This is a genomic window from Chryseobacterium sp. NRRL B-14798 (genome assembly GCF_050470705.1).
In the GTDB taxonomy this organism is placed as follows: Bacteria; Bacteroidota; Bacteroidia; order Flavobacteriales; family Weeksellaceae; genus Chryseobacterium; species Chryseobacterium cupriresistens.
In genome coordinates this window covers 105,932-132,222 of the sequence record NZ_JBFLUL010000005.1, presented here as the reverse complement: position 1 = coordinate 132,222, position 26,291 = coordinate 105,932, and the positions used below count along the sequence as shown (strand labels likewise).

Here is a 26,291-nt window from a genome sequence, read left to right as displayed (position 1 = left end):
AAAATTGCATTTAATTTTCTGCAAATTTACTCCATTATTTTGGACTATTTTCTATAAATCGTTCTTGGCTCAGCCTGAGCACTCGGATAGATAGTCATATCTGAAATAGTAACGTGTTTCGGAGCATTTACACAGTAAGCAATGGCATCAGCAATATCTTCTGCTTTCAGGGCATCATAGCCTGCATACACCGTTGAAGCCTTTTCACTATCGCCTTTGAACCTTACCAGAGAGAAATCGGTTTCTACAGCTCCCGGCTGGATATTGGTTACTTTGATTCCAAATTCGGTAAGCTCCAGTCTCATACCTTCCGAAATAACGTCTACTGCTTTCTTTGTTGCACAGTACACTACTCCATTCGCATAGGTTTGTCTTGCTGCTACAGAACTGATATTTACAATATGACCTAAATTTTTAGTTTTCATCGCCGGAATAATCATTTTGGAAACATACAGTAATCCCTTCACATTTCCGTCAATCATAGAATCCCAGTCATCCGTCTTACCAGCAGAGAGAGGATCTAACCCATGAGCATTGCCAGCATTATTAATCAGAACATCAATATCTTTCCAGTTCTCAGGAAGGGAATTAATGGCCGCTTCTACTTCTTCAAGATTCCTTACATCAAATATTAAACTAAATGTTTCGGTGTATTGGGAAAGTTCTGTTTTTACAGATTCCAGCACCTCACTTCTCCTTCCACAAATAATAATTCTGTTTCCTTGCTTTGCAAGAAGTTCTGCAGTGGCTTTGCCTATACCGGAAGTTGCACCGGTGATTAATATTGTCTTCATAAAATTGGTTGTTAAATGTCCGAATGCACTCCTCTATCAATGTCATGATTCTGTTACATTCAAACATTGTTGTATTGATATATTAATTCGCATCAAAAGACTGAAAAGCATCTTTGATATGGTCAAGTACTAAATTTTTGTTTTCATCGGGAAGAACAGAAATAATGTCAAACCTGGCTTCCTGATCGTTATTACATTCCTCCAGATAATGATTAGCTGCAGAAACAATAGATTTTATCTTTGTTTTGGTTACAGCTTCCTGAGGAAGGATGAACGCATCGGTGGATCTTGCTTTCACTTCCACGATAATAATCAGATTATCTTTTTCAGCAATGATATCAATTTCGTTTTGCTTAAAACGAAAGTTTCTGGCCTTAATGGTATAACCATTTTTCTGAAGATAATCAGCAGCAAGATTCTCTGCTATTTTTCCAAAATCATTATGATGGGCCATAGTGTATAGTTAAGAGTTTGGAGATAGGAGAGTAGTGGTGCCTTAAAAATCTATTTTTACATTAGCATCCACTTTCATTTTCACGTTGGCACCAATTAAAAGGGGTCTGTTGTCCTTAATATGTCCATTCGGGAAAGCAAACACTACGGGAAATTTATATTTTGAAATTCTGTCTGAGATCAGTTTATAAACGAACTCATCAAAACTTTCATCATAGCTTTGATTTTCCTTTTCATCACCCATATTGGTCATTCCACCAACAATCAATCCTTTGATTTTATTGAAAACACCTGCCAGCTCCAGACTCATGATCATACGGTCCAGTGCATAGAAGTTTTCCCCGATATCTTCAATAAACAGAATCTTGTCTTTAAAGTCAAATGAATATTTGGTTCCAAGAAGGGCATAGATAAGGGCTAAATTCCCTCCGACCAGTTCTCCCTGAATATTCCCCTTTTTATTGAATGGGTGAGATTTAAGGCTGTATTTTGGCTTTTCCCCTTTCAGGATATCGAAAATAAGATCATAACTTTCTCCGGTAACTCCAAAGCTGGATGTTTTGATGGTTTGTCCATGGATGGAAACAAAACCTTTTTTCATCAGATAACTTTGGATAACTGTATTATCAGAATATCCAATATACCATTTCGGGTTTTCTGAGAAATTTTTCAGCTTCAGATGCTGAATAAGATGCTGGCAACCATAGCCTCCTCTTGAAGCCCATACAGCTTTTATTTCCTTATCGTTAAAAGCCCAGTTGATATCTTTTGCTCTTTCCTTTTCTGTTCCGGCATAATTATATCCGTTTGAAAATTTAGTGTAGAGATGTTCTCCGGGAACGGGTTCAAAACCTCTGCTTTTAATCATTTCTATTCCCTTTTCCAGTTGAGTGGCATCTACAGCTCCTGCAGGGGAAATAACAGCTATTTTGTCTCCTTTTTTAAGAGACTTTGGAAAGATCATTTTTTTCATTTTGCTTTTTGATATTTTACTTCTTTCTTTTCTGCTTCCTCCAGTTGTCTTTCAAACTGATTGAATTTTTTGAAACTCTGCAGGAAAATAAAGAAACTGAAGATAATGAGAATACAGCCAACAACTCTTCTGATCTGGTTGGCCAGTTTTTGTGTTAATTTATCATGAAACTGCTTGGCAAGAAATATCTTGGCAAGATCTATAGAAAGGTAAGTGGCCAGAACTATGCTGATGTATAAAACAAAACTGCTGGTGTCCGGATATTGATTCCTTACGGAAATTACCGTTACCAGCCAGAAAAGAATGACTCCCACATTGAGAAGGTTAAAGAAAAAACCATTGAAAAATGTCTTAATATAATTCTGTCCAATAATCCTTTCTTCGCCGGGCATATGCATTTTTGTTTTGGTCACCAGCATCACAATCCCGTAGACAAAAATAAGAATAGAAGTGATCCTGTAGAATCCCGGATGTTTATCTATTAACGTTACAATATCTGTACTGGCATAATAGGCTGCTACAATGCATAATAAATCTGCTGTAATGACGCCAAGATCCAGAGACAAGGCATGTCTGGGGCCTCTGGAAAAGCTGGTTTCAATAAGCAGGAAAAAAATAGGTCCTATGAAAACCAGGCTTAGCATAAATCCTAATATGACGGCAGATAGTACAAGTTCTAGCATTAAGTAGTATTTTAAAATGAATAAAATTCATTTCGTTTAATACAAAGTTAGACTTTATGATTTAATTATTCAATAAAGTTGTGATATATCAAGTGGATATTAATAAGAGTTTAATGTAATTTTTTATTAAGAAATAGGAGAGTAGAGGAGAGTACATTTCATACTTTTTACATTTAGAAAATAAAAGGCTGACGGTTTGGTAACACATCAGCCTTTATAATTTTATCAACAGTCTTCTTAAAGACTTAATTCTTTACTTCACAATCTGGAAGTCAAGCTGCTTCTGAATCAGATTGGCTTTCACCACCTTAATCTGAACTTCATCTCCAAGCTGGTATTTATTTCCATGTCTTATTCCGTATACAGCATGGGTTTTCGCATCATACATATAGGAATCATCCACAAGGTCTCTTAACTTGATCAAACCTTCAGCACCATTCTCAGGAATTTCAACCCAGAAACCAAACTCTGCCACTCCGGAAATCACTCCTCTGAATGTTTCTCCCAGATGTTTTTCCATGAATTTCACCTGCATGTACTTGATGGAATCTCTTTCCGCATCAGCTGCCAGTCTTTCCATAGCACTGCAGTGTTTTGCTTTTTCTTCAAGTTCACCTCTGTTTGGAGATTTCCCTCCGTCCAGATAATGCTGAAGAAGACGGTGTGCCAGCAAATCCGGATAACGACGGATAGGAGAGGTGAAGTGACTGTAATACTCAAAACCTAAACCATAGTGGCCGATTGGTTCCGTAGAGTATACCGCCTTACTCATACTTCTCATCGCAAGGGTTTCAATCATATTTTCTTCCCCTTTTCCTTTTACATCATGAAGAAGTTTATTCAAAGACGCAGCCACTTTTTTGGTATTGGCCAAATCCATTTTATATCCGAAAGTAGCAACGAAGTCTCTCAACGATTCCAGCTTTGCAGGATCCGGATCATCGTGTACCCTGTAAATAAATGTATTATTGGTGATCTCACCTTTTCTTGAAAGGGATACAAATTCTGATACTTTTTTATTGGCTAAAAGCATGAATTCTTCGATCAGGTGGTTGGAATCTTTACTGATTTTAAAGTAAACCCCAACCGGCTCATTATTTTCATCAAGATTGAATCTTACTTCACTTCTGTCAAAAGTAATGGCTCCTTTTCTGACACGTTCATGACGCATTATTTTGGCCAGCTTATCAAGCGTATTAATCTCTTCAGCCAGATCTCCCTGTCCGGTTTCGATACGCTCCTGCGCTTCCTCATAAGTAAATCTTCTGTCTGAATGAATAACCGTTCTTCCGAACCACTGCTTTTGAATTTCTGCATTGTCATTCAGTTCGAAAACTGCAGAAAAAGTATATTTATCTTCATGGGGACAAAGTGAACAGACATCATTACTCAATACTTCCGGCAGCATCGGCACAACCCTGTCAACAAGATATACCGAAGTGGCTCTCTGATAAGCTTCATCATCCAGAATAGTTCCCGGAACTACATAATGGGATACGTCTGCAATATGAACCCCGATTTCCCAGTTTCCGTTTTCCAGCTTTCTTATGGATAAAGCATCATCAAAATCCTTCGCATCCTTAGGGTCGATCGTAAACGTACAGATACTACGCATATCCCATCGTTTTGCAACTTCTTCATCTGTGATGCTTCTGTCGATTTTATCTGCGTCTGCTTCTACTTCCGGTGGAAACTCATAAGGAAGACCATATTCTGCAAGAATAGAGTGGATTTCCGTTTCATGTTCTCCCGGAGCACCCAGCACCTGAATGATTTCTCCTTCCGGATTTTTGTCACCCGGCCTCCATTCTGTCATTTTTACAATGACCTTATCACCATCTTCAGCATTGTTGAACTTTCCTTTCGGAATAAAGATATCTGTGTTGATTGTTTTTTTATCACAAACCACAAATCCAAATTCCTTGTGGGTAACCTTCTGAAATGTTCCTACAAATTCTGTTCTGGTACGCTCCAAAACTTCCAGGACAGAGCCTTCCAGCTTCTTTCCTTTATAATGATAAGTTATAATAAGAACCTTATCTCCCTGCAGCGCATCCTTCACATTTTTGGAATGAACGAAGACATCATCTTCCAATCCTTCCACACTTACATAAGCATTTCCACTTTGGTTGAAATCAATAGTTCCAGTAAGCGTTCCTGCGATTTTCAGGTTCACAATATACTTTCCCTTTTCTACTTCTTTAATCTTTTCAGATCCCTGAAGTTTATGCAGTGCCTGGATCACAAGTTCTCTTTGTCTTGGATTTTTGTAATCTATTCCGTCAGCGATCTGCTTATAATTATAAATTTTGGATGAATTTGCATTCATAAAACGGAGGATCATTCTTCCGATCTCCATCATTTTTAAATCATTTTTATGACTTATATATTTTCTTTTTTTTGGCATTTTAATTTTCTTTTAATTGTTTTGGTCTTATCTCAAATAAAACCTTTTTCTAAATCTTCCTTATTCGTTCCTTTGTATAAGGTCATTCAATTTCATCATTAGAATCTTTCCGTAAATCATCAGAAATTATCTTTCAGTTTACTTACAACGGGAGCTTTAGTTTTGTATAAATTTAATACAATTCTGGAGAAGAAAAGAGAAAAACCTTCTATTAATATATTTCAAATATAAGAAAGGCTTTGGAGAAAAATAGAGTATAAATTTCTATTGGACACTGCAAATGTACGAATAAAAAATAAATAAGGCTTGCAAAGTGATTTACAAGCCTTATTTTATTTATTTAGCAAAATGCAATTTTGTCAACTCTGTTCTGGTGTCTTCCCCCTTCGAAGTCTGTTGAAAGAAATTGATCTACAATTTCCAGCGCCAGTTCTTTAGCTATGAATCTTGCCGGTATTGAAATCATATTGGCATCATTATGCTGTCTTGCCAGTGTTGCAATCTCCGGCATCCAGCACAAAGCACATCTTATTTTCTGGTGTTTGTTCGCAGTGATCTGAACTCCGTTTCCGCTTCCACAGATCAGGATTCCCAGCTCATTTTCTCCGTTTTCCACAGAGGTTGCAGCAGGGTGTACAAAGTCCGGATAATCCACACTGTTTGTGGAAAACGTTCCAAAATCCTGAACTTCAAACCTTTCTGAAAGGTAGTTCTTAACAATCTCCTTATATTCATAGCCGGCATGGTCTGCTGCGATCGCAATTTTTCTTTTCATAATACTCTTATTAAGCTTTATTAGATTCTATTTCCTTACAAAGGTAAGAATAATAACAATTCGTGTTAGTAAACCCTGAGTTAATTGTGAAAAGGTATGTGAATAACTGTGGAAAACTTTTCTCAACTTTCTATTTTTAAAGATCAATTTATTTCGTAATAGAAATTCTTTCCGAAGATTTTTACCACAACTTTCCAGATGTTTTCTTCAGCTATCCCCAGATTTTTCCATAATAAAATAACTAATAATGGCTTCATTTCAAAGTTATCAACATTTGTTAATAAGTGTTTGAAATAGCGGGTTTACAGGAATTTATATTGTGAGTTAAATATGAATTGGATACAAGTTGAATGTTATCAATTATTATCATAAAACTTATCCCCGAAATTCACAACACTCAACAACAACTACATTATTCTTTTTTTTTAAAGAGAAAAAATTGTTGATTAATGGGTGATTGGGTTCGGGGAAAGTTTTTGAAAACTTTTATTTTAATCAAACTGTTGAAAAAGTTTAAAACCTTACATTTGTGAAACAAAAATTCAATGAGATTTATGAAATTGTTCTTGCGAGATTTTTCCGAAAGCTAAAACGGATTTTGAGCACGACGGTTTCATAGGGCTTAGCAAAAAATAAATCTACTTATGAAAACAATCAATGATCTTAATTTTAAAGATAAGAAGGCTCTGGTAAGAGTGGACTTCAATGTTCCGCAGGATGATCAACTGAAAGTGACAGACAATACAAGAATTGTTGCTGTGAAACCTACAGTGGAGAAGATCCTTAATGATGGTGGTTCTGTCATCTTAATTACACACCTTGGAAGACCTAAGGGAGAGGTTAAAGATGAATTTTCCCTTAAACATATTGTAGGCGAAGTTTCTTCTGTTTTAGGACAGGAAGTAAAGTTTGTGGATGAATGTATCGGAGAGAAAGCAGAGCAGGCAGCTGCCGATTTAAAACCTGGGGAAATCTTATTATTGGAAAATGTACGTTTTCATAATGAAGAAGAAAAAGGGGATGCTGCATTTGCGGAGAAACTTGCAAAGTTAGGAGATGCTTATGTAAATGATGCATTTGGTACAGCGCACAGAGCTCATGCTTCCACAGCAGTAATCGCTCAGTATTTTCCATCAACTAAATATTTCGGTTTGCTAATGGCTAAAGAGCTTCAGGCTATCGATAAAGTATTGAAAAGTGGGGAAAGACCTGTTACAGCTATTTTAGGAGGTTCTAAGGTTTCAACTAAAATTACCATTATAGAAAATATTCTTCCTGCAGTAGATAATCTGATCATTGGTGGAGGTATGGCATTTACTTTTATTAAGGCACTTGGAGGAAAAATTGGTAATTCTCTTGTAGAAGAAGATAAGCTTCCTTTGGCACTTGAGATTTTAGGAAAAGCTAAAGAGCATAAAGTAAAAGTATATCTTCCTTCTGATGCTATCATTACTGAAAGCTTTAGTAATGATGTGGAGAGAAAAGAAGCTGATATCTATGCAATCCCTGAAGGATGGATGGGACTTGATGCGGGTCACAAATCGAGAGATCAGTTTAATGATGTATTGTTGAATTCAAGGACTATTCTTTGGAACGGGCCTATCGGGGTTTTTGAAATGTCAAATTTTGCTGGTGGTACAGTTGCTTTAGGAGAGAGTATTGCTGAAGCAACAAGACTTGGTGCTTTCTCTTTAGTTGGAGGAGGTGACAGTGTTGCTTTTGTTAAGCAATTCGGATATGCCGATCAGGTAAGCTATGTTTCTACCGGAGGTGGAGCAATGCTTGAAAGTCTTGAAGGACTTGAGTTACCAGGGGTAGCAGCAATCAATAATTAATAGAAAAAGCAAGATATTGTAAAGCCTGCTAATTATATTAGCAGGCTTTTTTTATTTCCGGAATATACAGAAAATCCTTTATCGATCGGTATTTCCATTGTATTTTAGATATAACTTATAGTTATATGTGATTAAGTTGAATTCTCTTTCAACTGCTTAAGCTTTTAAAGTATTTTTTCTTATCAGAATCTTCCTTTATATCTCCGTAATTTTAGTGTTTTTTCTATTTTTTAAACAGAATTTTTGGAGATCATTGGATCATTTTTTTGCTTTGTAATTTTGAAATAGTAGATAGATTATTGAATTTTATTTATCAATTTTCTGGTAAATTTTGCATGGTTGAAGATCTCTATTTTAAAAGCAGTTTCGATCGTTTTTTATTTTGATATTTATTTTTCAGGTAGTTTTTTCATAGGTGTAGGTAACCTAATGACTGAACTTATAGCTTTTATTTTTGAAATAGGGTAGATTTACTTTTTCTTTCTTGCTTAGAAGATTCTGATAGTTATTTTAAAATACTATTTTGCATCTAATTTATTTCATATAAGTGTGAATGCTCTGTATTTTGTTGAATTTCAATAAATAAGCTTATTTATTTTATTTTTTAAATGGTTTGGTTTAGCTTTGATTATTTCTTAAGTACTGTAAAATGAACCAATTACCAGATTTTCTTATGTTATTTATAGTAAGAAAAAATTAGGTAGTTTTTTGAAATACTTTTAGCATTGAAATTTTTTTAAGAATTAATTTCTGATAAAATTTTACAAACTCGCTTTATTGTTTTCTGATACTTTTATATTTTGTCATTATTCTTGATGTGTAGGGTAGGGCAGTTCTTATTTTCATTTCCTGCATCTTTTGAATCAATTTAAAAATTAATGTCTTGTCTGACTGCTGGTTTTTATTTTTGCCTGAAACGCTGAAAAATTGACCTACATAAATGCCTTTAAAATCGATTTTCTGTTTTTTTTCGGGAATTTATATGCTGATTTATTTTTAGCAGGAAATACTATTGTTTTTGGGGAATTTTATTTTCATAATTTGTTTTTTTATATTTTTTTCTCTTTTAATGCTCGTAGAAAGATTGTATAATATTCTGACATGATTTTCAACTTTAGATTGATTTTGGATTGTTCTTTGAATATTTTAAAAATAGAGTAGGGGATAGGTCTGTTAATTTTAATAAAGATAATCAGATTAAAAAATTGCATTTAAAGTTGGTAAAGAAATTATTGATTGAATAGATATAAAAAAATAAAACTCAGAAGAAAAAATCCTGAGTTTTTTGTTTTTAAGTTTAAAATTGCTGAAAATTGACCTTCATAAATAGGTCAAAAATCGATTTTCTATCTTTTTTCGATAATGTATATCAAACTTGAAAATTCATTCGAAAATAATGCCTTTACGTTGGAAATTGTTCCAAAGATCACTGCTTTTAGCCAAAATAAGGGTGATTTTTTGTATTTTTCGCTCAACATAGAGATATAATATGAATCAAGAACCAAAGGTTTGATCTTTCTCATTTTCCAGTCAGGATTTTTGGAAATCAGGTTTTCCATACCGTTCTTTGAAAAATGATAGATATGTCTTGGAACATCATAAGCGGCCCAATATTCTTTATAATGTTTTGCATCATAGGAAGTAGGGTTGGGAACTGCAATAACAAGTATTCCTTTTTCTTTTAATTTTTGATGAAAAACAGCAAGCATTTCGTCCTGATTCTCGATGTGCTCAAATACATGCCATAGTGTAATAGCATCTAAGGTATTTTCCTCAATTTTGGTAATATCATCTAAAATAGAAGCCTTGGTTATTTTTCCCTGTGCTGCTTTTCTGGCATCAGAATCCGGTTCAAATCCATAGGTTTCAAAATCATTTTCAATATATTTTACAAATTCTCCTGCGCCGCATCCATAGTCCAAAACTTTTGATCCTTTTTTTATTCTGTCTACCAGTATATTTTTTTTATACTGCAGATTAAAAGACTGAAGAAATTTATAAAGTTTCTCTTTTAAACTTCCGGAATCCTGGTGGTGAGAAATATAATCTTCACTTTCATAATATCTGGAAATATTGGATGGAATAGGAGTAGTTTTAAAAACTCCTTTAGTTTCTGTTTCTTTAATTTCAAATATTTCCTGTGAAAGAAAATGATCTTTTATTTTCATTGAAGTAAATATCTTTTATATGATAAAAAAATTAAGATATTCAGAAGTGTTTTACGCTTATAAATACCTTAATTTTTGTTTTTATTTTCTAATGTTTCACGTGAAACATTTTTTTAACGCCCTAGGTAAATCAATAAAACATTAATATCAGCAGGGGAAACTCCGCTTATTCTTCCAGCTTGTGCAATAGTCTTCGGACGTACATTAGACATCTTCTGTTTTGCTTCTGCAGAAAGACTGGAAAGCTTTGTATAATCGAAATCTTCAGGAATTTTAATATTTTCCAGACGATTCAGCTTTGCAACGTTTTCTTTTTCTTTCTCAATATATCCTTTATACTTAATATTGATCTCTGCCTGCTCTCTTACTTCATCATTATATTGGGTAGAAACTTCTTTAATAAAATCAATTTCATCCAGTTTTTCTAATGTCATATTAGGTCTGGTTAGGATTTGAGCTGCTCTGTAAGCTTGGTCTACTGGGCTGCTTTCAATAGATTCCAGGACAGGGTTAATAATACCTGGTTTTAAAGAAGTTTCTCGAAGGAATTCTTCAAGTGATTGACTTTCAGATACTTTAGTTTCGACGCGTCTTAATCTGTCTTCTTTTGCCAGTCCTAGCTGATATGCTTTTTCTGTTAATCTGATATCGGCATTATCCTGTCTTAAAAGGAGTCTGTATTCTGCACGGGAAGTAAACATTCTGTAAGGTTCTTCAGTTCCCTTTGTAATTAGGTCATCAATCAATACTCCAATATAAGCTTCATCTCTGTTTAGGATAAAATCTCCCTTTTCATGTACTTTATTATGTGCATTGATTCCGGCAATTAATCCCTGGCCGGCTGCTTCTTCGTATCCGGTTGTTCCATTGATCTGTCCTGCGAAATATAAATTATCTATTAATTTAGTTTCCAGCGTATGTTTCAATTGGGTAGGAGGGAAGTAATCATATTCAATAGCGTAACCCGGACGGAAAACTTTTACATTTTCAAATCCTGGTATATGTTTCATCGCTTTGATCTGTACATCTTCCGGGAGAGAAGAACTGAATCCGTTGACATAAATTTCCACAGTTTTCCATCCTTCCGGTTCTACGAAAAGCTGGTGTCTGTTTCTTTCTGCGAAACGGTTAATTTTATCTTCAATGCTTGGACAGTATCTTGGGCCTAAACTTTGAATCGTTCCATTAAACATTGGACTTCTGTCAAAGCCTTCTCTTAAAATATCGTGTACCGTTTCATTAGTATATACGATATGACAGCTTAGTTGTTTGGTGAGTTTTGGTGTATCAAGATAGCTGAACTTTTGAGGATTTTCATCTCCTTTCTGTTCTTCCATTTTTGAATAATCCAAACTTCTTCCGTCTACTCTCGGTGGAGTACCGGTTTTCATTCTTCCTGCCTCAAAACCTAAAGTGACCAGTTGTTCTGTAATTCCAAAAGCTCTTGGTTCACCCATTCTTCCTCCTCCTAATTGTTTATCTCCAACATGGATTAATCCGTTAAGAAAAGTTCCGTTTGTAAGAACTACAGATTTTGCTTTAATCTCAATTCCTAAAGAAGTAACCACTCCGGCTACTTTATTATTTTCAACAATCAGTTGTTTCACCATATCCTGAAAGAAATCAAGATTGGGAGTATTCTCTAATGCTAAACGCCATTCTTCGGCAAAAAGCATTCTGTCATTTTGGGTTCTCGGAGACCACATCGCAGGACCTTTTGAAAGATTCAGCATTTTGAATTGGATCGCAGATTTGTCTGCCACAATTCCGGAATATCCTCCCATTGCATCAATCTCTCTTACGATCTGTCCTTTTGCGATTCCGCCCATTGCCGGGTTGCAACTCATCTGTCCGATGGTCTGCATATTCATTGTAATAAGCAGTGTTTTTGAACCTAGGTTAGCTGCTGCGGCTGCTGCCTCACAACCTGCGTGTCCTGCACCTACTACTATTACATCATATATTTCTGAAATCATTTTTATCTCGCTTGTTTTAAGCTTTAAACCTTATCTTTATAACCAATGTTTCACGTGAAACATTTTTGGAGAATGTACTCTAGGTAAACTTATATTGTTGCTAGAATAGAGTACTTTAGATGTGGGACTTTAAGTGATTCTTCAATTTTAAAACTTTAAATCCCTGTATTTATCCAGGTACAGATCTTCCATTCTCCGCATCTCTTTTTCTTCCTCTTCCGTCTTATCTTTATAGCCTGCAAGGTGTAAAATACCGTGGGCTAAAACCCTTCTTAATTCTTCTTCATAATCTCGGGAAAGGGTAGAGGCGTTATCATAAATGCGCTGCAAAGATACGAAAATCTCAGCGCTTATTGTCTTACCTTTTACATAATCAAAAGTGATGATATCTGTATAATAATCATGCTGCAAATAATCCTGATTGATCTTAAGAAGATATTCGTCATCACAGAAAATGTAATTGATTTCTCCTAATTTTTTTCCTTCTGAAAGAATAAGATCTTCCAGCCATTTTTTGTAATCTGTACTTACCGACTCTGGTAAGTTTTCGTAAAAGAACTGTATCATTTTTTTTAAAACCAGTGTCCTAAAATAACACTGAATATACCTTTTTGGTTATTTTTTAGGGAGTGGCTGAAGTTTACTTTTATCTGCCCGAAAGGAGATTTGTAACCAGCTGTAATTCCCAGTGAGCTATAATTTACTTTAACTGCATCCTCAAACTTGATATCGTTTGATAAGTTGGCAAAGGTAAAGTTTCCGCTGATAAAATAGTTTTTATTAAACTTAAACTGGATATCATTAGATGCCAGTATTACATTGTTTGTATACAACTGGGCGAAATAAAATCCACCAAAGCTTTTAAAATTGATGAGATTCTGCTCAAAAATTCCGCCTAATCTGTATTGGTAATAGCCTGGAAGGTTTTCACCGATAGTAACTCCTCCAAACAGATTGAGACGATAGCTGAATTGTTTGCTAAGCGGAATATTAAGCTTAAGGTCCGCTTTGATCTGAATGATTCTTTTATCAACTTCAGACTTTAAAAGATCTACAACCTTTCCTTCTGCTGCAAAATAAACCCCTTTTGTAGGGAATTCCTTATCATCCTGAGTGTCGGTCTTAATAAAAACATAAGGGTTCAGAAAACGGCTGTATCGCCTGTTATCTCCATTGCTGTTTTCTGCTTTAAAATAATCGTGGCTAATACCGCCGCCAATGGCAAATTTATCCTTCCAGGTCGACTGTATATAAGCTTCATTTCTGATCCATTCCCAGCGGTCTACTACATAATTATCTACATTCTTTATATCAAAGCTCATTCCTGATGAATAGAGCCCAACTCCCGGAATGTATCCGTTATCTACAAAATAATTAAGGTAATATCTGAGACGGTCTCCTACAACGAGATCAACCGAAAGGTTTGAATTTTTGAATAAAAGCCTTTTTGCAGAATAATTCAAAAGAAGTCCCGTTTTAAAAACTTCGTCATAATGCAATCCGAATTTTAAAAAATGACGGGCATCATCTTCAGTTACGTAAAGCTTCAGATAATTGGCGTCATTCTCCTGAACGATATCATAATTGATAAATTTGTAGTTGTTGGTAGCAACCAGTTTATCTATCATTTTATTAATGCTTCCATAGGTCTGCAAAGAGGGAAGGCGTAATCCCATTTTTCCCAGCGTGTAGTTTTTACCATAAATTTTGCTTCCTTCAATGGAAATACTGTCTATTTTATAAACATTGGAATATATAGGGTTCACCTGTTGTCTGAGACGGTCAAATGATCTCTTTGGCAGTTGGTCTAATACCTGGGAATATTTCATACCTTCCACATATCCGCTGTCGAGAATTTTCTTTTTATCATCGTAGCTTGTAGCAGACATTCCTTTCAGATTGGGTTTAATATTGATATCTGTATATCTGTATTGTCTTCGGGTATCTCTTTTGATACCGAAATCTATGACCTGGTTCAGAATGGCTATAATATTGTTTAAATCTTCTCTTTTAGAAAGATCCTGATTAAGGTCCACACCAATGACGATGTCAATTCCTTTGTCCTTTAGAGGCTTTGACGGATAGTTTACCGTCATTGCTCCGTCTATATAAATGCTGTCACCAATTTTTACGGGATCCATTAAAGAAGGAAACGCAGAACTTGCCATAATAGACTGTACGAGATCTCCTTTTTCAAAAATCTGCATATTTCCGCTTTCAAGATTGGTGGCAACACATAGGAATGGGATAGGCATTTTAGAAAAGTCTTCAATATTGGAAACGTTTTTGAAAAGTTCTTTCAGAAGATAAACGTTTCTCTGGCCGGTGCTGATGGAAGAGGGAAGTGTAATTTTTCCGTTTTTAAGCGGAATGGATAAAAGATATTTGTCTACGGATTTGTTGAAAAAGCTTGCTTCCTGCCGGGACTTCGGATCCATAATCAGAGAATAGAAATCCGTATCCATGACTATTTTTTCTATTTCTTTTCCGGAATAGCCTGCGGCGTACAATCCGCCTACGATGGCTCCCATACTCGTTCCGGAAATGTAATCCACTTTCACTCCCAATGAATCCAGCACTTTAAGAACTCCAACATGTGAAAATCCTTTGGCTCCGCCACCGGCCAGAGACAGGCCTATTTTTGGATTCTTCGGAATTACCAGATTTTTTTTTACCTGAGAATGGATCAATAACAGTGGGAATATGAAAAGCAGAATCAGGAGTTTTCTCATAGTTAATCTTTTATATAAATCCGTTTCACCCGCGGGGAAATGGAGGTTAATACTTCATAGGTTATCGTTTTGCAGTATCCTGCGAATTCTTTTAAGCTTGGTTTGGCGTTGAAAACAGTTACGGTATCACCTTCTTTTACGTTGGGAATATGGTCTACATTAATCATCATCATATCCATGCAGATATTTCCAACGATGGGTGCCAGTGTTTTATTAATTCCGACATTTCCTACCTGATTTCCGATCAGTCTTGGAATTCCGTCTGCATATCCTACAGGAATCGTTGCAATTCTTGTAGGATGATCTGCTTTATATCTTCTGCTGTAGCCTACAGATTCACCATTTTCAACGGTTGATATCTGTGAAATTACGGTTTTAAAGCTTACCACAGATCGTAATTGTTTCTGAATTTCAGGATCTGCAGATTCTCCAAGCATTCCGATACCAATTCTTACCATGTCATGCTGATGATCTTTATAGCTTGTGATTCCTGCTGAATTCAGGATGTGGCGTATAGGAGTGTAGCCTAATTTTTCAATAAGATAGCTGGAATTTTTTTCGAAAACCTCCAGTTGTTTTAAAGTGAATTCTTTTTCTTCAGGCATATCAGAAGAAGATAGATGACTGAACATACTTTGAACCTTTACATTTTTATGGCTTAAAGTTTCGTTTAATTGATCCAGCTCAAAGTCTTTAAAACCAAGACGGTGCATTCCCGTTTCCAACTTGATATGGATTGGATACTTCTTATCATATCCGGATTTCTGAACCGCTTCATAGAATAATTCCAAAACTCTGAAACTGTAGATTTCAGGTTCAAGGTTGTATTCAATAATTGTCTGATAACTGTGCTGTTCGGGATTCATCACAATAATAGGAGTAGTGATTCCTTTTTTTCTGAGCTCTACACCTTCATCTGCATAGGCTACCCCAAGATAATCTATATGATGATGCTGAAGAAATTCTGATACTTCAAAGCTTCCCAGCCCGTAAGCGTTGGCTTTCACCATTGCCATCATTTTAGTTCCCGGTTTCAGCAATGATTTATGATAGTTGATATTGTGAAGAATTGCATTAAGGTTTACTTCCAATACCGTATCATGCTTTCTGAGTTCAAGAATATCTTTCAGTTTTTCGATCTCAAATTTTCTGGCTCCTTTGAGCAGAATAATCTGATTTTCTATTTCAGTAAGATGTTTGCTTTCAATGAGCTCTTTAGTATCAATAAAAGTATATGTTTTAGTTTTAAATAATTCACTAAAGTTTGATATTTCATCACCAATTAAGAAGACAGAGTCAAAATTTTGCTCATTCACCAGTTCAGAAACTTCTTCATATAATTCTTTGGCGTTGGAGTTTACTCCTACAATATCTGTTAAGACCAGTGATTTTTTAGATTTGTTGTATTCATTCAAAAACTGCAGGGCAGTCTTCAAAGAGTCGAGGTCAAGATTAAAAGAATCATTGATGATAATATTGCCTTTAATTCCTTCAATGGCTTCAAGCCTCATTTCAACGGCTTTTAAAAGGTTGATTTTTTCAACGATCTTTTTATTTTCGATATTCAGTTCCTTAAGCACGGAGATAAGCGCCATAGCATTGGTTAATGTAGCTTCGTCTCTCTGATGTGCAGGAAAACTGATTTCTTCACCCAAATATTCAACAATGATGTTTTCATCTTTGGAAATATTGTTTTTGATGAAAACCTGATTCTCTTTTTTAAAACCGTAAGAAATTAATTTTTTATCAGAATAGGATTTTTTAATTTTTTGATCAACCAAAAAATTATCTCCATTATAAATGATCACTTCAGAATTTTTGAAAAGAATAATTTTTTCATTAATCAATTCTTCCTCGGAAGAAAAGTTGGCCGCGTGAGCAGTTCCGATATGCGTGAGCAGTCCGATCTGAGGGTGGAAAATATTTTCAAGTTTTTCCATTTCATGCGGTTTTGAAATTCCCACTTCAAAAATTCCCAGTTGATGAGAATTGTTGATTTGAAGAAGAGACAGCGGAAGGCCGATCTGGGAATTAAAACTCTTAGGGCTTTTCACTGTAGGAAATTCATTCCACAGACATTGATAGAGCCATTCTTTTAATATAGTTTTACCATTACTTCCCGTAATCCCGATGGATTGTAAATGAGAATGTTCAAAATGATACTTTGCTAACTTTTGAAGAAACTCTACAGAATTTTCAACAATGATCCAGGTTATATTTTCAAACGCCGGATAATGATGTTCAGAAATAATGACATTGATTCCCTTGTCCATTGCAGACTCAATAAATTTTTCACCGGAATTTTTGTGAGTATTGATCGCAATGAAAGCTGTATTCTTGATAGAATAAATAATCCTGCTGTCGTATGCTATATTTTTGATCAATAAACTTCCGTCACCAATGAACTGTGAATTGGTGATCTCTGCAATGTGTTGTACTGTATAATTCATTGGTACCCTTTCTGCTTTTTTTAGCGAAACGGCAAAAAGGTAAAATAGTAAAAGGGCTAAGATTTATGACATCATCCGGTTTTTCCTTTTTAAATATTTTACAGTGTAGCTTTTTCGCTTTTCATTTTATATTAGTGAATATATTTTACGGTTTATAGCAAACAGTTTTACAATTTAGTGATTTCGTCGTCTGCTTTATCCGATTATTTTCTTTTTGAAAGTACTTCGTCAATAAAAACACGGCGGCTTACTGCTTCATAACTTTCTGTTTCTCCCAGTTCCACCAGATTATCTCCCTGTGAAGTTCTCATCGAGTAGTTGGCAAGATTACCGGTTCTCTTACAAATAGCATGCACTTTTGTAACATACTCTGCAGTCGCCATCAAATTGGGCATTGGTCCAAATGGACGACCCAAAAAATCCATATCCAATCCTGCAATAACGACTCTGATCCCGCTATTGGCGAGCTGGTTGGCAACATCAACAATGCTTTCATCAAAAAACTGAGCTTCATCAATGGCTACTACATCACAATTGGAAGCCAGCAGAAGAATTTCATTAGGGTTTTCTACTGCTGTACTGCGGATTTTATTCTGATTATGGGAAACTACATCTTCTTCAGAATACCGTACATCCATTTTGGGTTTAAAAATTTCCACATTCTGTCCTGCCATTTCCGCTCTTCGCAATCTGCGGATAAGTTCCTCGGTTTTACCGGAAAACATAGAGCCACAAATTACTTCCATCCAACCACTTTGTTTGGAATGATTAATTGTATTTTCTAAAAACATTTGTTAAATTAGCCGTATATTTTTAACATCAAAAGTAAGCAATTTTAATAAGAATCTTATTATGCAGAATATCCAAGATTTAAAGGAAAAGATTTTTTTTGAATCCATGAATATCATTGATAATCTGGACAAAATAAGTAATATAGACGAATTACTTTCCAAGCAAGATCTTGTAGATGAGCTTGCTAACAGGATTTCTTTTTTGAAACTGCTGGAAAAAAATATCGAATACTTCGTAACAGATAATACGGCACAAAATCCGGAGCATCAGTATGTCTCTTTTGTTTCAGGAGAAACAGAACATCATGATACAGGAAGTGAAGTAACCGAAGAGGAGGCTATTTTCAATAATGAACTGAACGAAATTGATGAAAATGAAGTTTTTTCTGAGGAATCTGAAGAAGAAGCCGTTTTCAATAATCAGCTGAATGAAATTGTTGAAAACGAATTCCATGAAAATATCGTAAGCTTTGTAGAAGAAAATAAGACTGAAAACGCACCTGAAAATCAGGAACAGGATTTTGGAAATGAAACGCTGGAAGAAGAAGCAGTTTTTAATAATCAGCTGAATGAAATTGATGAAAATGAAATTTCAGAAGAACAAAGAGCTGTTCTGAGTTTTGTGGATGAGGATAAAATCCTTGCAGATTCTACACCGGATTCGGATGAAGATCTTAACGAAGATCTGTTTTATAATGAAGTAACAGCAGAAGAAGCGGTTTTTAATAATCAGCTGCATGAAATAGAAGAACAGGAATCACTAATTTCCGGAGAGGAATCGAAGAAAGAACCTGAGTATGCGGTAGCAGATGATGTGAAATCTTCCGTTACAGAAACCATTCCAAGCATTTTTGATACAGAGACGCTGGATGATGAAATACTGATTGAAGAAAACGAAGAACAATTTGTGGCTTCAAACATTTCCATAGAACAGGGAGAAATGGCTACAGAGACTTCCAATGTAGAAAATATTCTGAGTGAGATCAAAAATGACCACTCTGAAGAACCTGTAAAAGAAGAAAGTATTCTTGCTGAAGTCTATGATCGCAGAAAGATTGTCGAAATCGACAAGCCTGTTCCCGAAGAAACAGATAAACATCGTTCCGATGAAAGCTTCGAAAATTTAGAAGAATACCATCGGGAGAAAAAAATAAAATTAGCCAATATCAAAGGAATGAAGGCTGTTCAGTCACTTTTTGATGACGACCACCTGGAACTTTCCAAGGAAGAAAAAACAGCTCCTGTTGTTAAAGAAGATACAGGAAGTATTCTGAAATCCAATATTCCAACCCAATTCATGGAAGCAGATAAGCTGAAACCTGAATTTAAGCTGGATCTGAATGACAGACTTGCCTTCACGAAGATGCTTTTTGAAGGAAGCCAGGCAGATCTGAATGATACCGTTTATCAGCTGAACCAATTCAGAACACTGGAAGAAGCCAAAGAATACCTGAGTGATCTGTACTATGACAGAAAATGGAATAAGGTGGATGAATATGCACAGAGACTTTGGATATTGGTGGAAAATAAATTCTTATAATTTTGAGCGGAATTCTATATTTTGTTCCCACACCCGTTGGGAATCTGGAAGATATGACATTCAGGGCAGTAAATGTTCTGAAAGAAGTAGATTATATTTTATGTGAAGACACCAGAACTTCAGGAATACTTTTAAAACATTTTGAGATTTCCAAGCCCTTAAAGTCTTATCATTTACATAATGAGCATCAGGCAACGGAGAAAGTGATTACAGACCTTAAAAACGGGCAGAATATTGCTATTATTACCGATGCAGGAACTCCCGGTATTTCAGATCCCGGATATTTGCTGGCCAAAGCAGGAGCAGATAATAATATTGACATGATTTGCCTTCCCGGAGCTACGGCGCTCATTCCGGCACTTGTTGTTTCGGGGCTTCCTAATAATGAATTTCTATTCGCAGGATTTCTGCCGCAGAAAAAAGGAAGACAAACCAAACTGAAGCAGCTTGCAGAAGAAAAAAAGACCATCGTTTTGTACGAGAGCCCTCATAAGATTAATACCACTCTGGAACAGATCAAAGAATTCTTCGGAGAAGAAACCAAAGTAAGCTTAAGCCGTGAGATTTCTAAGAAATTTGAAGAAACTAAAAGAGGAACAATCAATGAATTAATTGAGTTCTCCAAGAGTAAAACTTTAAAAGGAGAGATCGTCCTTATTGTCAATAATTCTATTTAATTTTCTTTGAAAAAATTAGTTTTTGTATTGTGTTCTGTAGTCTGTACAGCACAAACTAACCAATATATGAAGGTGATCCTGTCGAAAAAGACGGGGAAAGAAATCAGTTCTTATTCTGAAGGATATGGAACATTCTACGATACTGATTATAAGAAACAGGGAATTGTGGATTCTTTGGGAACTATTACATTTGAATCTCCTTACAAAGGAAGTATTCTGCATGTTTTCAAAAACCGGTTTATTCTTTATTCTGAGGAAGGAAATGGCAGAAAATCAGCTGTTATTGACGAAAAGGGAAAAGAACTTATTCCTCTGAACGATCAGGAATTTAATACACCCTGGTGGAGTGAAGAATGCATTATTTCATCAAAACAGAATTCAGAAGCTGTTTATGATTTTAACGGAAAGGAAATCATTCCTTATTCGGAAAAAATCCGTTTTTCAGGGAAGAACAGACTTTTTGTTTTAAAAGATAAAAAATGGTTTCTGTATGATTTTAACGGGAAACAGCTCAGCACGCGGGAATTTAAAGAAGACTACAGCTTTGAAGATGACAGGGCACTTATCATTAATGAAAATGGAGAAAGTGAAATCATTGGTAATAACGGACAAACGCTGCATAAATTTTCTAAACAGGTTGTAAACATCAATGCTTATCCTTATCTGATTACTAAAAATAAAAGTACAGGAAAGTACGGTTTGATTGATGCAGAAGACAATACGATTGCCGAAGAAATCTTTAACGATATCACCCCGGAATATTTTGGCAAAAAAGAATATATCTATCTTACAAAAAACGGAAAGACAACAGTTTTCAGTAAGAAAGACGGAAAGCTGTATGCACAGACTTTTAAATATGTAAATCCTTTATTGGGTAATTTGTTCAGTGTTTATAATGATAAAGCAAAAAAATCCGGCATTATAGACCTGCAGGGTAACATTATTTTTCCTCAGGAATACGATTTTATCAAAAGTTTTACTATTTCCGGAAAAGATTTTATTTACCTTAAAAAAGAAAATGAAGAACAATTCTTAGATAAAGATCTTAAAAATATTGTAGGAGACGGAGTTCAGATTTTCGGGTTTTATCCCGACAATCTTATCATTGGAAAGCAGGACCGCTATTATAGATTTTCTGTAAAAGATCATTCTATATCTGAGTTGAAAAATATCAGCGAGATTAAAAATGAAGATGTTGACTATTTTAATCCTCTCAATCAGTATTCAAAACCTTTGGTCTGCAGAAATACAGACAACTTTTATGGAATCCTGGATGGGAAGGGAACAGAAATTGTACCGTTTGTATACGAAGATATTATCACATTCGGAAATGCTGAAAATGAAATTGTCGTTAAAAAAGAAGGAAAATTTGGGGTTTCCAATTTTCAGAATGAGCCTTTGAAAGACATTATTTATGAAAAATATTTCTGGCAGAAAGAGGTATTAAGACTGGATAAAAGTAAAAAAACAGACTTTATTTATTTCACCAGATTTAAAAATAATTATGTTCAACTTTAATGAAAATCCTGATATTCATCAAAAAAAAGCTAGTATTTTGACAATTTAAATGGGTTGAATAACATTTTATAATATCTTTGCAAACCGTTTAATTCCAGAAAGGAATTGTAGAAACATGAAGAGGCAGCTGTCACTAGCTGAACGAGTTATAAAAAAATAATTGTCAATAGATATGAAAATATTAGAAGGAAAAGTAGCACTAATTACCGGAGCTACAAGAGGAATCGGTAAGGGAATTGCTGAAATGTTTGCTCAGCAGGGAGCAAAAGTAGCATTTACCTACGCTGGCTCTGTAGACAAAGCAAAAGAATTAGAAGCAGCTTTAAGTTCTGTAACCCAAATTAAAGGATATCAGTCTGACGCATCAGATTATGATGCTGCTCAGAAATTGGTGGAGGAAGTGATGGCAGAGTTCGGGCAGATTGATATTTTGGTAAACAATGCAGGGATTACAAAAGATAACCTGTTGTTGAGAATGTCCAAAGAAGATTGGGATCAAGTAATCAAAGTAAATTTAGATTCAGTTTTCAACCTTACAAAGGCAGTAATTAAGCCGATGATGAAGGCAAGATCAGGATCTATCATCAATATGACTTCTGTAGTAGGTGTGAAAGGAAATGCCGGACAAGCCAACTATGCAGCTTCTAAAGCCGGAGTTATTGGGTTTACAAAATCTGTGGCATTGGAATTAGGATCAAGAAATATCAGATGTAATGCGATTGCTCCCGGATTTATTGAAACAGAAATGACGGCTGTTCTGGATGAAAAAACCGTTCAGGGATGGAGAGAAGAAATTCCAATGAAGAGAGGAGGTCAGCCAGCGGATATCGCCAATGCATGTGTATTCTTAGGCAGCGAAATGTCTGCATACATTACCGGACAGACGTTAAACGTTGACGGTGGAATGTTAACATAACAATATAAAAAGGCTGCATATCATTTATGCAGCCTTTTTATATTTCTTTGATTTTTTAGTTAAAAATCTGATTTTCCTGCTCCTGAACTCTTATAAAAGTAGTTCTCTTGGAAAGTTCTTTAAGCTTTGAAGCACCTACGTAAGTACAAGTAGATCGTACACCTCCTAAAATATCCTTTACCGTTTCTGAAACAGGACCCTTATAAGCTACTTTTACTGTTTTTCCTTCAGAAGCACGATATTCTGCCACACCTCCGGAATGCTTATCCATGGCTGTTTTAGAACTCATTCCATAGAAAAGGCGATATTTTTTACCGTTTTCTTCAATCATTTCGCCACCACTTTCATCATGTCCGGCAAACATTCCGCCCAGCATGACGAAATCTGCACCGCCACCGAAAGCTTTTGCTACGTCACCGGGAACTTTGCATCCGCCGTCAGCAATGATATGTCCTCCCAAACCGTGTGCAGCATCTGCACATTCAATAATCGCAGAAAGTTGAGGATATCCCACTCCTGTTTTTACTCTGGTCGTACACACAGACCCAGGTCCAATACCTACTTTAATGATATCTGCACCTACCAGAAGAAGTTCTTCTACCATTTCTCCGGTAACCACATTTCCTGCTATAATAATTTTATCCGGAAAATTGGCTCTTGCTTTCTTCACAAATTCAACGAAATGTTCAGAATAGCCATTGGCTACATCGATACATAGAAACTCAATTTTTGGGTGCTTATTGAGAATCTGTTTTATTTTCTCTTCATCAGCTTTTCCGGTTCCGGTACTCAGTGCAATATACTGATGAATACTTTCAGGCTGGCTGTTGAGAAACTTGCTCCATTCCTCAGGAGTATAATGCTTATGAACCGCGGTAATAATTTTCTCCTTGGCCAGTTCCACTGCCATTTCAAAAGTTCCTACCGTATCCATATTGGCTGCAATTACGGGGACTCCTGTCCATCTTTTCCTGGTATGTTTAAAGGTAAATTCTCTCAGTAAATCAACTTCCGAACGGGATTTCAAAGTAGAACGCTTAGGGCGGAACATTACATCCTTGAACCCCAGTTTTATGTCATATTCTATACGCATTTTGTAATTATTTGTCAGAATAAAGGTAGTGAATAATATGAAATAGTGTATTTTTGAAATAATGGATTTTCCTGTAACATTTCATATTTTCGGCAAAACAATCCTTGCGCATCCGCTTTTTGAGGCTGCCGGAATGTTTTTGGGCATGAGATATTATTTTTATCTGAAACGTAAGGCTAAAGAAAAACTTTCTTTCAATACTTCTGCTGCGGTTTTAATTGGTGCTACTGCCGGAGCTTTGATCGGTTCCAAGCTGATCGGTAATCTTGAAAACCCTTATGCATTATTTGAAAATTTTTCCTTCAGAAAGGTCTGGTCAAACAATACTATTGTAGGAGGTCTGGCTTTTGGTTTATTGGGAGTAGAGCTGGCAAAAAAGATTGTACATCATAAAGAAAGTACTGGAGATCTTATTGTTTTCCCTCTGATATTGGCCATGATTATAGGCAGAATAGGATGTTTTCTTACAGGTATTGGTGAAGAGACATATGGTATTCCTACTGATTCTGTTTTTGGAATGCATTTGGGGGACCAATATCTCAGACATCCTGTTGCCTTGTATGAAATAGCCTTTTTACTTCTTCTGTGGATGGGATTAAAGTATATCCAGAATCGTAAAAAATACCCTTCCGGTTTTATTTTTCAGCTGTTTATGCTCAGCTATTTTACATTCAGATTTCTTTTGGATTTTATAAAACCAAGGGTAGAAGTCATTGGAAATATGGGTACGATTCAAATGGTGTGTATCTGTGTAATTATTTACTACATTTATAAAATAAAAAATACCGGATCTTTATATTTAAAAAATTCAAGATGAAAAAATTAACTATTTTAGAAGGCAATCTCAATCTGGCTGGGGTAGTGATAATGATTATTGGTGCAATTATTTTGGCTGCACTGGTTTTTTCCCTCATCGTCGCTTTTATTACAAAACTTATTTATGAAAGGAAAGGAGACCAAAAATTCACCAGAAAACAATTTATTCAGACCATGCTGATCTCTCTTCTGATCTGTGGATTAATCAGCGGTTATATTTGCGGAGGACTTTAAAAAAAATGCTATGCCAGTAAGAAATTATACCTATTACGATTATACAATCAGCCTTTGCCCGGAATGTCTTAAAAGGGTAGGAGCCAAAATCATTATTGAGGACGAAACTGTTTTTATGACCAAAAGATGTCCGGATCATGGATTTTTTAAAACAAAAATAGCTTCTGACGTACAGTATTATAAAAATATAAGAAACTATAATAAAGCCTCTGAAATGCCCTTTCATTTCGGAACCGATGTGGAATATGGATGTCCTTATGATTGTGGATTATGTGTAGACCATGAACAGCATAGCTGTCTTTCTATCGTAGAAGTTACAGACCGTTGTAATCTTACTTGTCCAACCTGCTATGCAATGTCCTCACCCCACTATGGAAGTCACAGAAGCCTGGAAGAAATTGAGGCTATGTTTGATGTTATTGTAAAAAATGAAGGGGAACCGGACGTGGTGCAGATCAGTGGAGGAGAACCTACAATCCATCCGGAATTTTTCAAAATTATGGATATTGCCAAATCAAAACCGATCAAACATCTGATGCTGAACACCAACGGAATCAGAATAGCCAATGATCCGGGATTTGCTGAACGATTGGCGACCTATGCTCCCGAGTTTGAAATTTACCTTCAGTTTGATTCATTTAAACCTGAAGTCCTGGAAGATTTCAGAGGGAAGGATCTTACCGCGGTCAGAATGAAAGCATTGGAAAAACTCAATGAGCTTAACCTTTCTACGACACTGGTTATTGTTCTTCAAAAAGATAAAAATATTGATGAAATTGGAAAAATTATAGAATTTGCCCTAAAACAGAAGTGCGTAAGAGGAATTACCTTTCAGCCGGTTGAAATTGCCGGAAGAAACCGGGAAGATTCTGCTCATGAAAAAATTACCTTAACTGAAGTAAGACAGGAAATTATCAATCAGTTTCCGTTATTAAATTCTGATGATATTATTCCCGTTCCATGTAATCCGGATGCTCTTGCTATGGGATATATCTTGAAACTGCAGGGCGAAACAATTCCTTTAACCCGGTATATCAATCCTGCAGATCTTCTGAATAATGAATCAAGGAATACCATTGTTTATGAACAGGATAAAGGATTGCATATGCAGCTGCTGGATATTTTCAGCACCGGAATTTCCGTAGATAAAGTTCAGCCTAAAGTCAATCAGTTACTGTGCTGCCTGCCGGATGTTTGTGCTCCGGATCTTGACTATGATAACCTTTTCAGAATAATTATCATGAACTTTATGGATGCTCATGATTTTGATGTAAGAGCTGTGAAGAAGTCTTGCGTACATATTGTCAATAAGGACCTGAAATTAATTCCTTTTGAAACCATGAACCTCTTTTACAGAGATGAAAAAAAGGCTTATCTGGAAGAACTCAGGAAAGAAGATAAAGTTTTATTTTAGCCATATAAAATGCAAAGCGTGAAATTTCATTTCACGCTTTTATTAT

General features: G+C 35.6%; 21 protein-coding genes. 8 read left to right on the top strand and 13 right to left on the bottom strand.

Translation table 11 applies throughout. From position 1 onward, the window contains the following. Window positions 1–44: 44 nt before the first annotated feature. The 6 genes from AB1278_RS01055 to rpiB all read right to left on the bottom strand — a co-directional run bounded on the left by AB1278_RS01055 (window position 45) and on the right by rpiB (window position 6,085). A complete protein-coding gene (locus AB1278_RS01055; RefSeq protein ID WP_429811855.1) occupies window positions 45–794 on the bottom strand; it encodes an SDR family NAD(P)-dependent oxidoreductase in 750 nt (249 codons plus the stop codon). 82 nt (window positions 795–876) lie between these two features. After that, window positions 877–1,248, bottom strand: coding sequence for a YraN family protein (locus tag AB1278_RS01050; protein WP_343643426.1), 372 nt, complete (start codon window positions 1,246–1,248; stop codon window positions 877–879). Between the two features lie 42 nt (window positions 1,249–1,290). Then, window positions 1,291–2,220 carry a S66 peptidase family protein gene (locus tag AB1278_RS01045; protein ID WP_202842166.1) on the bottom strand — a complete coding sequence of 310 codons (930 nt, stop codon included), beginning with the start codon at window positions 2,218–2,220 and terminating at the stop codon, window positions 1,291–1,293. Then, window positions 2,217–2,903 carry a LysE family translocator gene (locus AB1278_RS01040; RefSeq protein WP_202842164.1) on the bottom strand — a complete coding sequence of 229 codons (687 nt, stop codon included), beginning with the start codon at window positions 2,901–2,903 and terminating at the stop codon, window positions 2,217–2,219. Before AB1278_RS01040 ends, AB1278_RS01045 begins: the two co-directional genes overlap by 4 nt. A gap of 253 nt (window positions 2,904–3,156) precedes the next feature. Next, complete coding sequence (gene rnr / locus AB1278_RS01035) at window positions 3,157–5,310, bottom strand: ribonuclease R (protein ID WP_429811850.1); 2,154 nt, start codon at window positions 5,308–5,310, stop codon at window positions 3,157–3,159. Between the two features lie 340 nt (window positions 5,311–5,650). Beyond that, a complete protein-coding gene (gene rpiB / locus AB1278_RS01030; protein ID WP_330744755.1) occupies window positions 5,651–6,085 on the bottom strand; it encodes a ribose 5-phosphate isomerase B in 435 nt (144 codons plus the stop codon). 644 nt (window positions 6,086–6,729) lie between these two features. Between rpiB and AB1278_RS01025 the strand changes: the two genes are divergently transcribed. Next, window positions 6,730–7,920: a phosphoglycerate kinase gene (locus AB1278_RS01025; RefSeq protein ID WP_429811846.1), complete on the top strand. Its 1,191-nt coding sequence runs from the start codon at window positions 6,730–6,732 to the stop codon at window positions 7,918–7,920. Between the two features lie 1,346 nt (window positions 7,921–9,266). Here the strand turns inward: AB1278_RS01025 and AB1278_RS01020 are convergent. The 6 genes from AB1278_RS01020 to AB1278_RS00995 all read right to left on the bottom strand — a co-directional run bounded on the left by AB1278_RS01020 (window position 9,267) and on the right by AB1278_RS00995 (window position 18,037). Continuing rightward, window positions 9,267–10,088 carry a class I SAM-dependent methyltransferase gene (locus AB1278_RS01020; RefSeq protein ID WP_429811843.1) on the bottom strand — a complete coding sequence of 274 codons (822 nt, stop codon included), beginning with the start codon at window positions 10,086–10,088 and terminating at the stop codon, window positions 9,267–9,269. A 113-nt stretch (window positions 10,089–10,201) separates the two neighbouring features. After that, complete coding sequence (gene mnmG, locus AB1278_RS01015; protein ID WP_429811840.1) at window positions 10,202–12,064, bottom strand: tRNA uridine-5-carboxymethylaminomethyl(34) synthesis enzyme MnmG; 1,863 nt, start codon at window positions 12,062–12,064, stop codon at window positions 10,202–10,204. Between the two features lie 147 nt (window positions 12,065–12,211). Continuing rightward, entirely contained in the window at window positions 12,212–12,631 is a 420-nt protein-coding gene (ybeY, locus tag AB1278_RS01010; RefSeq protein WP_429811837.1) for an rRNA maturation RNase YbeY, read from the bottom strand. Between the two features lie 5 nt (window positions 12,632–12,636). Beyond that, a complete protein-coding gene (locus AB1278_RS01005; RefSeq protein WP_110008959.1) occupies window positions 12,637–14,796 on the bottom strand; it encodes a patatin-like phospholipase family protein in 2,160 nt (719 codons plus the stop codon). Between the two features lie 2 nt (window positions 14,797–14,798). Then, a complete protein-coding gene (locus AB1278_RS01000) occupies window positions 14,799–17,246 on the bottom strand; it encodes a bifunctional UDP-N-acetylmuramoyl-tripeptide:D-alanyl-D-alanine ligase/alanine racemase (protein ID WP_202842154.1) in 2,448 nt (815 codons plus the stop codon). A gap of 203 nt (window positions 17,247–17,449) precedes the next feature. Continuing rightward, window positions 17,450–18,037 carry a thymidine kinase gene (locus AB1278_RS00995; protein WP_062672824.1) on the bottom strand — a complete coding sequence of 196 codons (588 nt, stop codon included), beginning with the start codon at window positions 18,035–18,037 and terminating at the stop codon, window positions 17,450–17,452. Window positions 18,038–18,098: 61 nt separating this feature from the next. On the opposite strand from AB1278_RS00995, the gene AB1278_RS00990 reads away from it, so the two are divergent. The 4 genes from AB1278_RS00990 (at window position 18,099) to fabG (ending at window position 22,688) form a co-directional block, all read left to right on the top strand. Continuing rightward, on the top strand, window positions 18,099–19,577 hold the full coding sequence (locus AB1278_RS00990) for a hypothetical protein (RefSeq protein WP_343643428.1): 1,479 nt from the start codon (window positions 18,099–18,101) through the stop codon (window positions 19,575–19,577). A 2-nt stretch (window positions 19,578–19,579) separates the two neighbouring features. After that, window positions 19,580–20,254 carry a 16S rRNA (cytidine(1402)-2'-O)-methyltransferase gene (gene rsmI / locus AB1278_RS00985; protein WP_047377914.1) on the top strand — a complete coding sequence of 225 codons (675 nt, stop codon included), beginning with the start codon at window positions 19,580–19,582 and terminating at the stop codon, window positions 20,252–20,254. A gap of 6 nt (window positions 20,255–20,260) precedes the next feature. After that, window positions 20,261–21,772: a WG repeat-containing protein gene (locus AB1278_RS00980; RefSeq protein WP_202842150.1), complete on the top strand. Its 1,512-nt coding sequence runs from the start codon at window positions 20,261–20,263 to the stop codon at window positions 21,770–21,772. A gap of 172 nt (window positions 21,773–21,944) precedes the next feature. Then, on the top strand, window positions 21,945–22,688 hold the full coding sequence (gene fabG, locus AB1278_RS00975) for a 3-oxoacyl-[acyl-carrier-protein] reductase (protein ID WP_137904546.1): 744 nt from the start codon (window positions 21,945–21,947) through the stop codon (window positions 22,686–22,688). A gap of 55 nt (window positions 22,689–22,743) precedes the next feature. Here the strand turns inward: fabG and AB1278_RS00970 are convergent, their stop codons facing one another. Continuing rightward, window positions 22,744–23,781: a GMP reductase gene (locus AB1278_RS00970; RefSeq protein ID WP_343643429.1), complete on the bottom strand. Its 1,038-nt coding sequence runs from the start codon at window positions 23,779–23,781 to the stop codon at window positions 22,744–22,746. Between the two features lie 61 nt (window positions 23,782–23,842). On the opposite strand from AB1278_RS00970, the gene AB1278_RS00965 reads away from it, so the two are divergent. Genes AB1278_RS00965 through AB1278_RS00955 form a run of 3 tightly spaced genes read left to right on the top strand, consistent with a single transcriptional unit; the run spans window position 23,843 to window position 26,245 of the window. Continuing rightward, on the top strand, window positions 23,843–24,598 hold the full coding sequence (locus AB1278_RS00965; protein WP_202842147.1) for a prolipoprotein diacylglyceryl transferase: 756 nt from the start codon (window positions 23,843–23,845) through the stop codon (window positions 24,596–24,598). Continuing rightward, a complete protein-coding gene (locus AB1278_RS00960) occupies window positions 24,595–24,831 on the top strand; it encodes a hypothetical protein (protein ID WP_343643430.1) in 237 nt (78 codons plus the stop codon). The genes AB1278_RS00965 and AB1278_RS00960 overlap by 4 nt, the downstream gene beginning before the upstream one ends. Window positions 24,832–24,841: 10 nt before the next feature. Then, window positions 24,842–26,245, top strand: coding sequence for a radical SAM protein (locus AB1278_RS00955; RefSeq protein ID WP_120232327.1), 1,404 nt, complete (start codon window positions 24,842–24,844; stop codon window positions 26,243–26,245). Window positions 26,246–26,291 lie beyond the last annotated feature (46 nt).

Coding starts and splice junctions, on each gene's coding strand:
- AB1278_RS01055 (WP_429811855.1), bottom strand. CDS start 794: ATGAAGACAATATTAATCACCGGTGCAACTTCCGGTATAGGCAAAGCC.
- AB1278_RS01050 (WP_343643426.1), bottom strand. CDS start 1,248: ATGGCCCATCATAATGATTTTGGAAAAATAGCAGAGAATCTTGCTGCT.
- AB1278_RS01045 (WP_202842166.1), bottom strand. CDS start 2,220: ATGAAAAAAATGATCTTTCCAAAGTCTCTTAAAAAAGGAGACAAAATA.
- AB1278_RS01040 (WP_202842164.1), bottom strand. CDS start 2,903: ATGCTAGAACTTGTACTATCTGCCGTCATATTAGGATTTATGCTAAGC.
- rnr (WP_429811850.1), bottom strand. CDS start 5,310: ATGCCAAAAAAAAGAAAATATATAAGTCATAAAAATGATTTAAAAATG.
- rpiB (WP_330744755.1), bottom strand. CDS start 6,085: ATGAAAAGAAAAATTGCGATCGCAGCAGACCATGCCGGCTATGAATAT.
- AB1278_RS01025 (WP_429811846.1), top strand. CDS start 6,730: ATGAAAACAATCAATGATCTTAATTTTAAAGATAAGAAGGCTCTGGTA.
- AB1278_RS01020 (WP_429811843.1), bottom strand. CDS start 10,088: ATGAAAATAAAAGATCATTTTCTTTCACAGGAAATATTTGAAATTAAA.
- mnmG (WP_429811840.1), bottom strand. CDS start 12,064: ATGATTTCAGAAATATATGATGTAATAGTAGTAGGTGCAGGACACGCA.
- ybeY (WP_429811837.1), bottom strand. CDS start 12,631: ATGATACAGTTCTTTTACGAAAACTTACCAGAGTCGGTAAGTACAGAT.
- AB1278_RS01005 (WP_110008959.1), bottom strand. CDS start 14,796: ATGAGAAAACTCCTGATTCTGCTTTTCATATTCCCACTGTTATTGATC.
- AB1278_RS01000 (WP_202842154.1), bottom strand. CDS start 17,246: ATGAATTATACAGTACAACACATTGCAGAGATCACCAATTCACAGTTC.
- AB1278_RS00995 (WP_062672824.1), bottom strand. CDS start 18,037: ATGTTTTTAGAAAATACAATTAATCATTCCAAACAAAGTGGTTGGATG.
- AB1278_RS00990 (WP_343643428.1), top strand. CDS start 18,099: ATGCAGAATATCCAAGATTTAAAGGAAAAGATTTTTTTTGAATCCATG.
- fabG (WP_137904546.1), top strand. CDS start 21,945: ATGAAAATATTAGAAGGAAAAGTAGCACTAATTACCGGAGCTACAAGA.
- AB1278_RS00970 (WP_343643429.1), bottom strand. CDS start 23,781: ATGCGTATAGAATATGACATAAAACTGGGGTTCAAGGATGTAATGTTC.
- AB1278_RS00965 (WP_202842147.1), top strand. CDS start 23,843: ATGGATTTTCCTGTAACATTTCATATTTTCGGCAAAACAATCCTTGCG.
- AB1278_RS00960 (WP_343643430.1), top strand. CDS start 24,595: ATGAAAAAATTAACTATTTTAGAAGGCAATCTCAATCTGGCTGGGGTA.
- AB1278_RS00955 (WP_120232327.1), top strand. CDS start 24,842: ATGCCAGTAAGAAATTATACCTATTACGATTATACAATCAGCCTTTGC.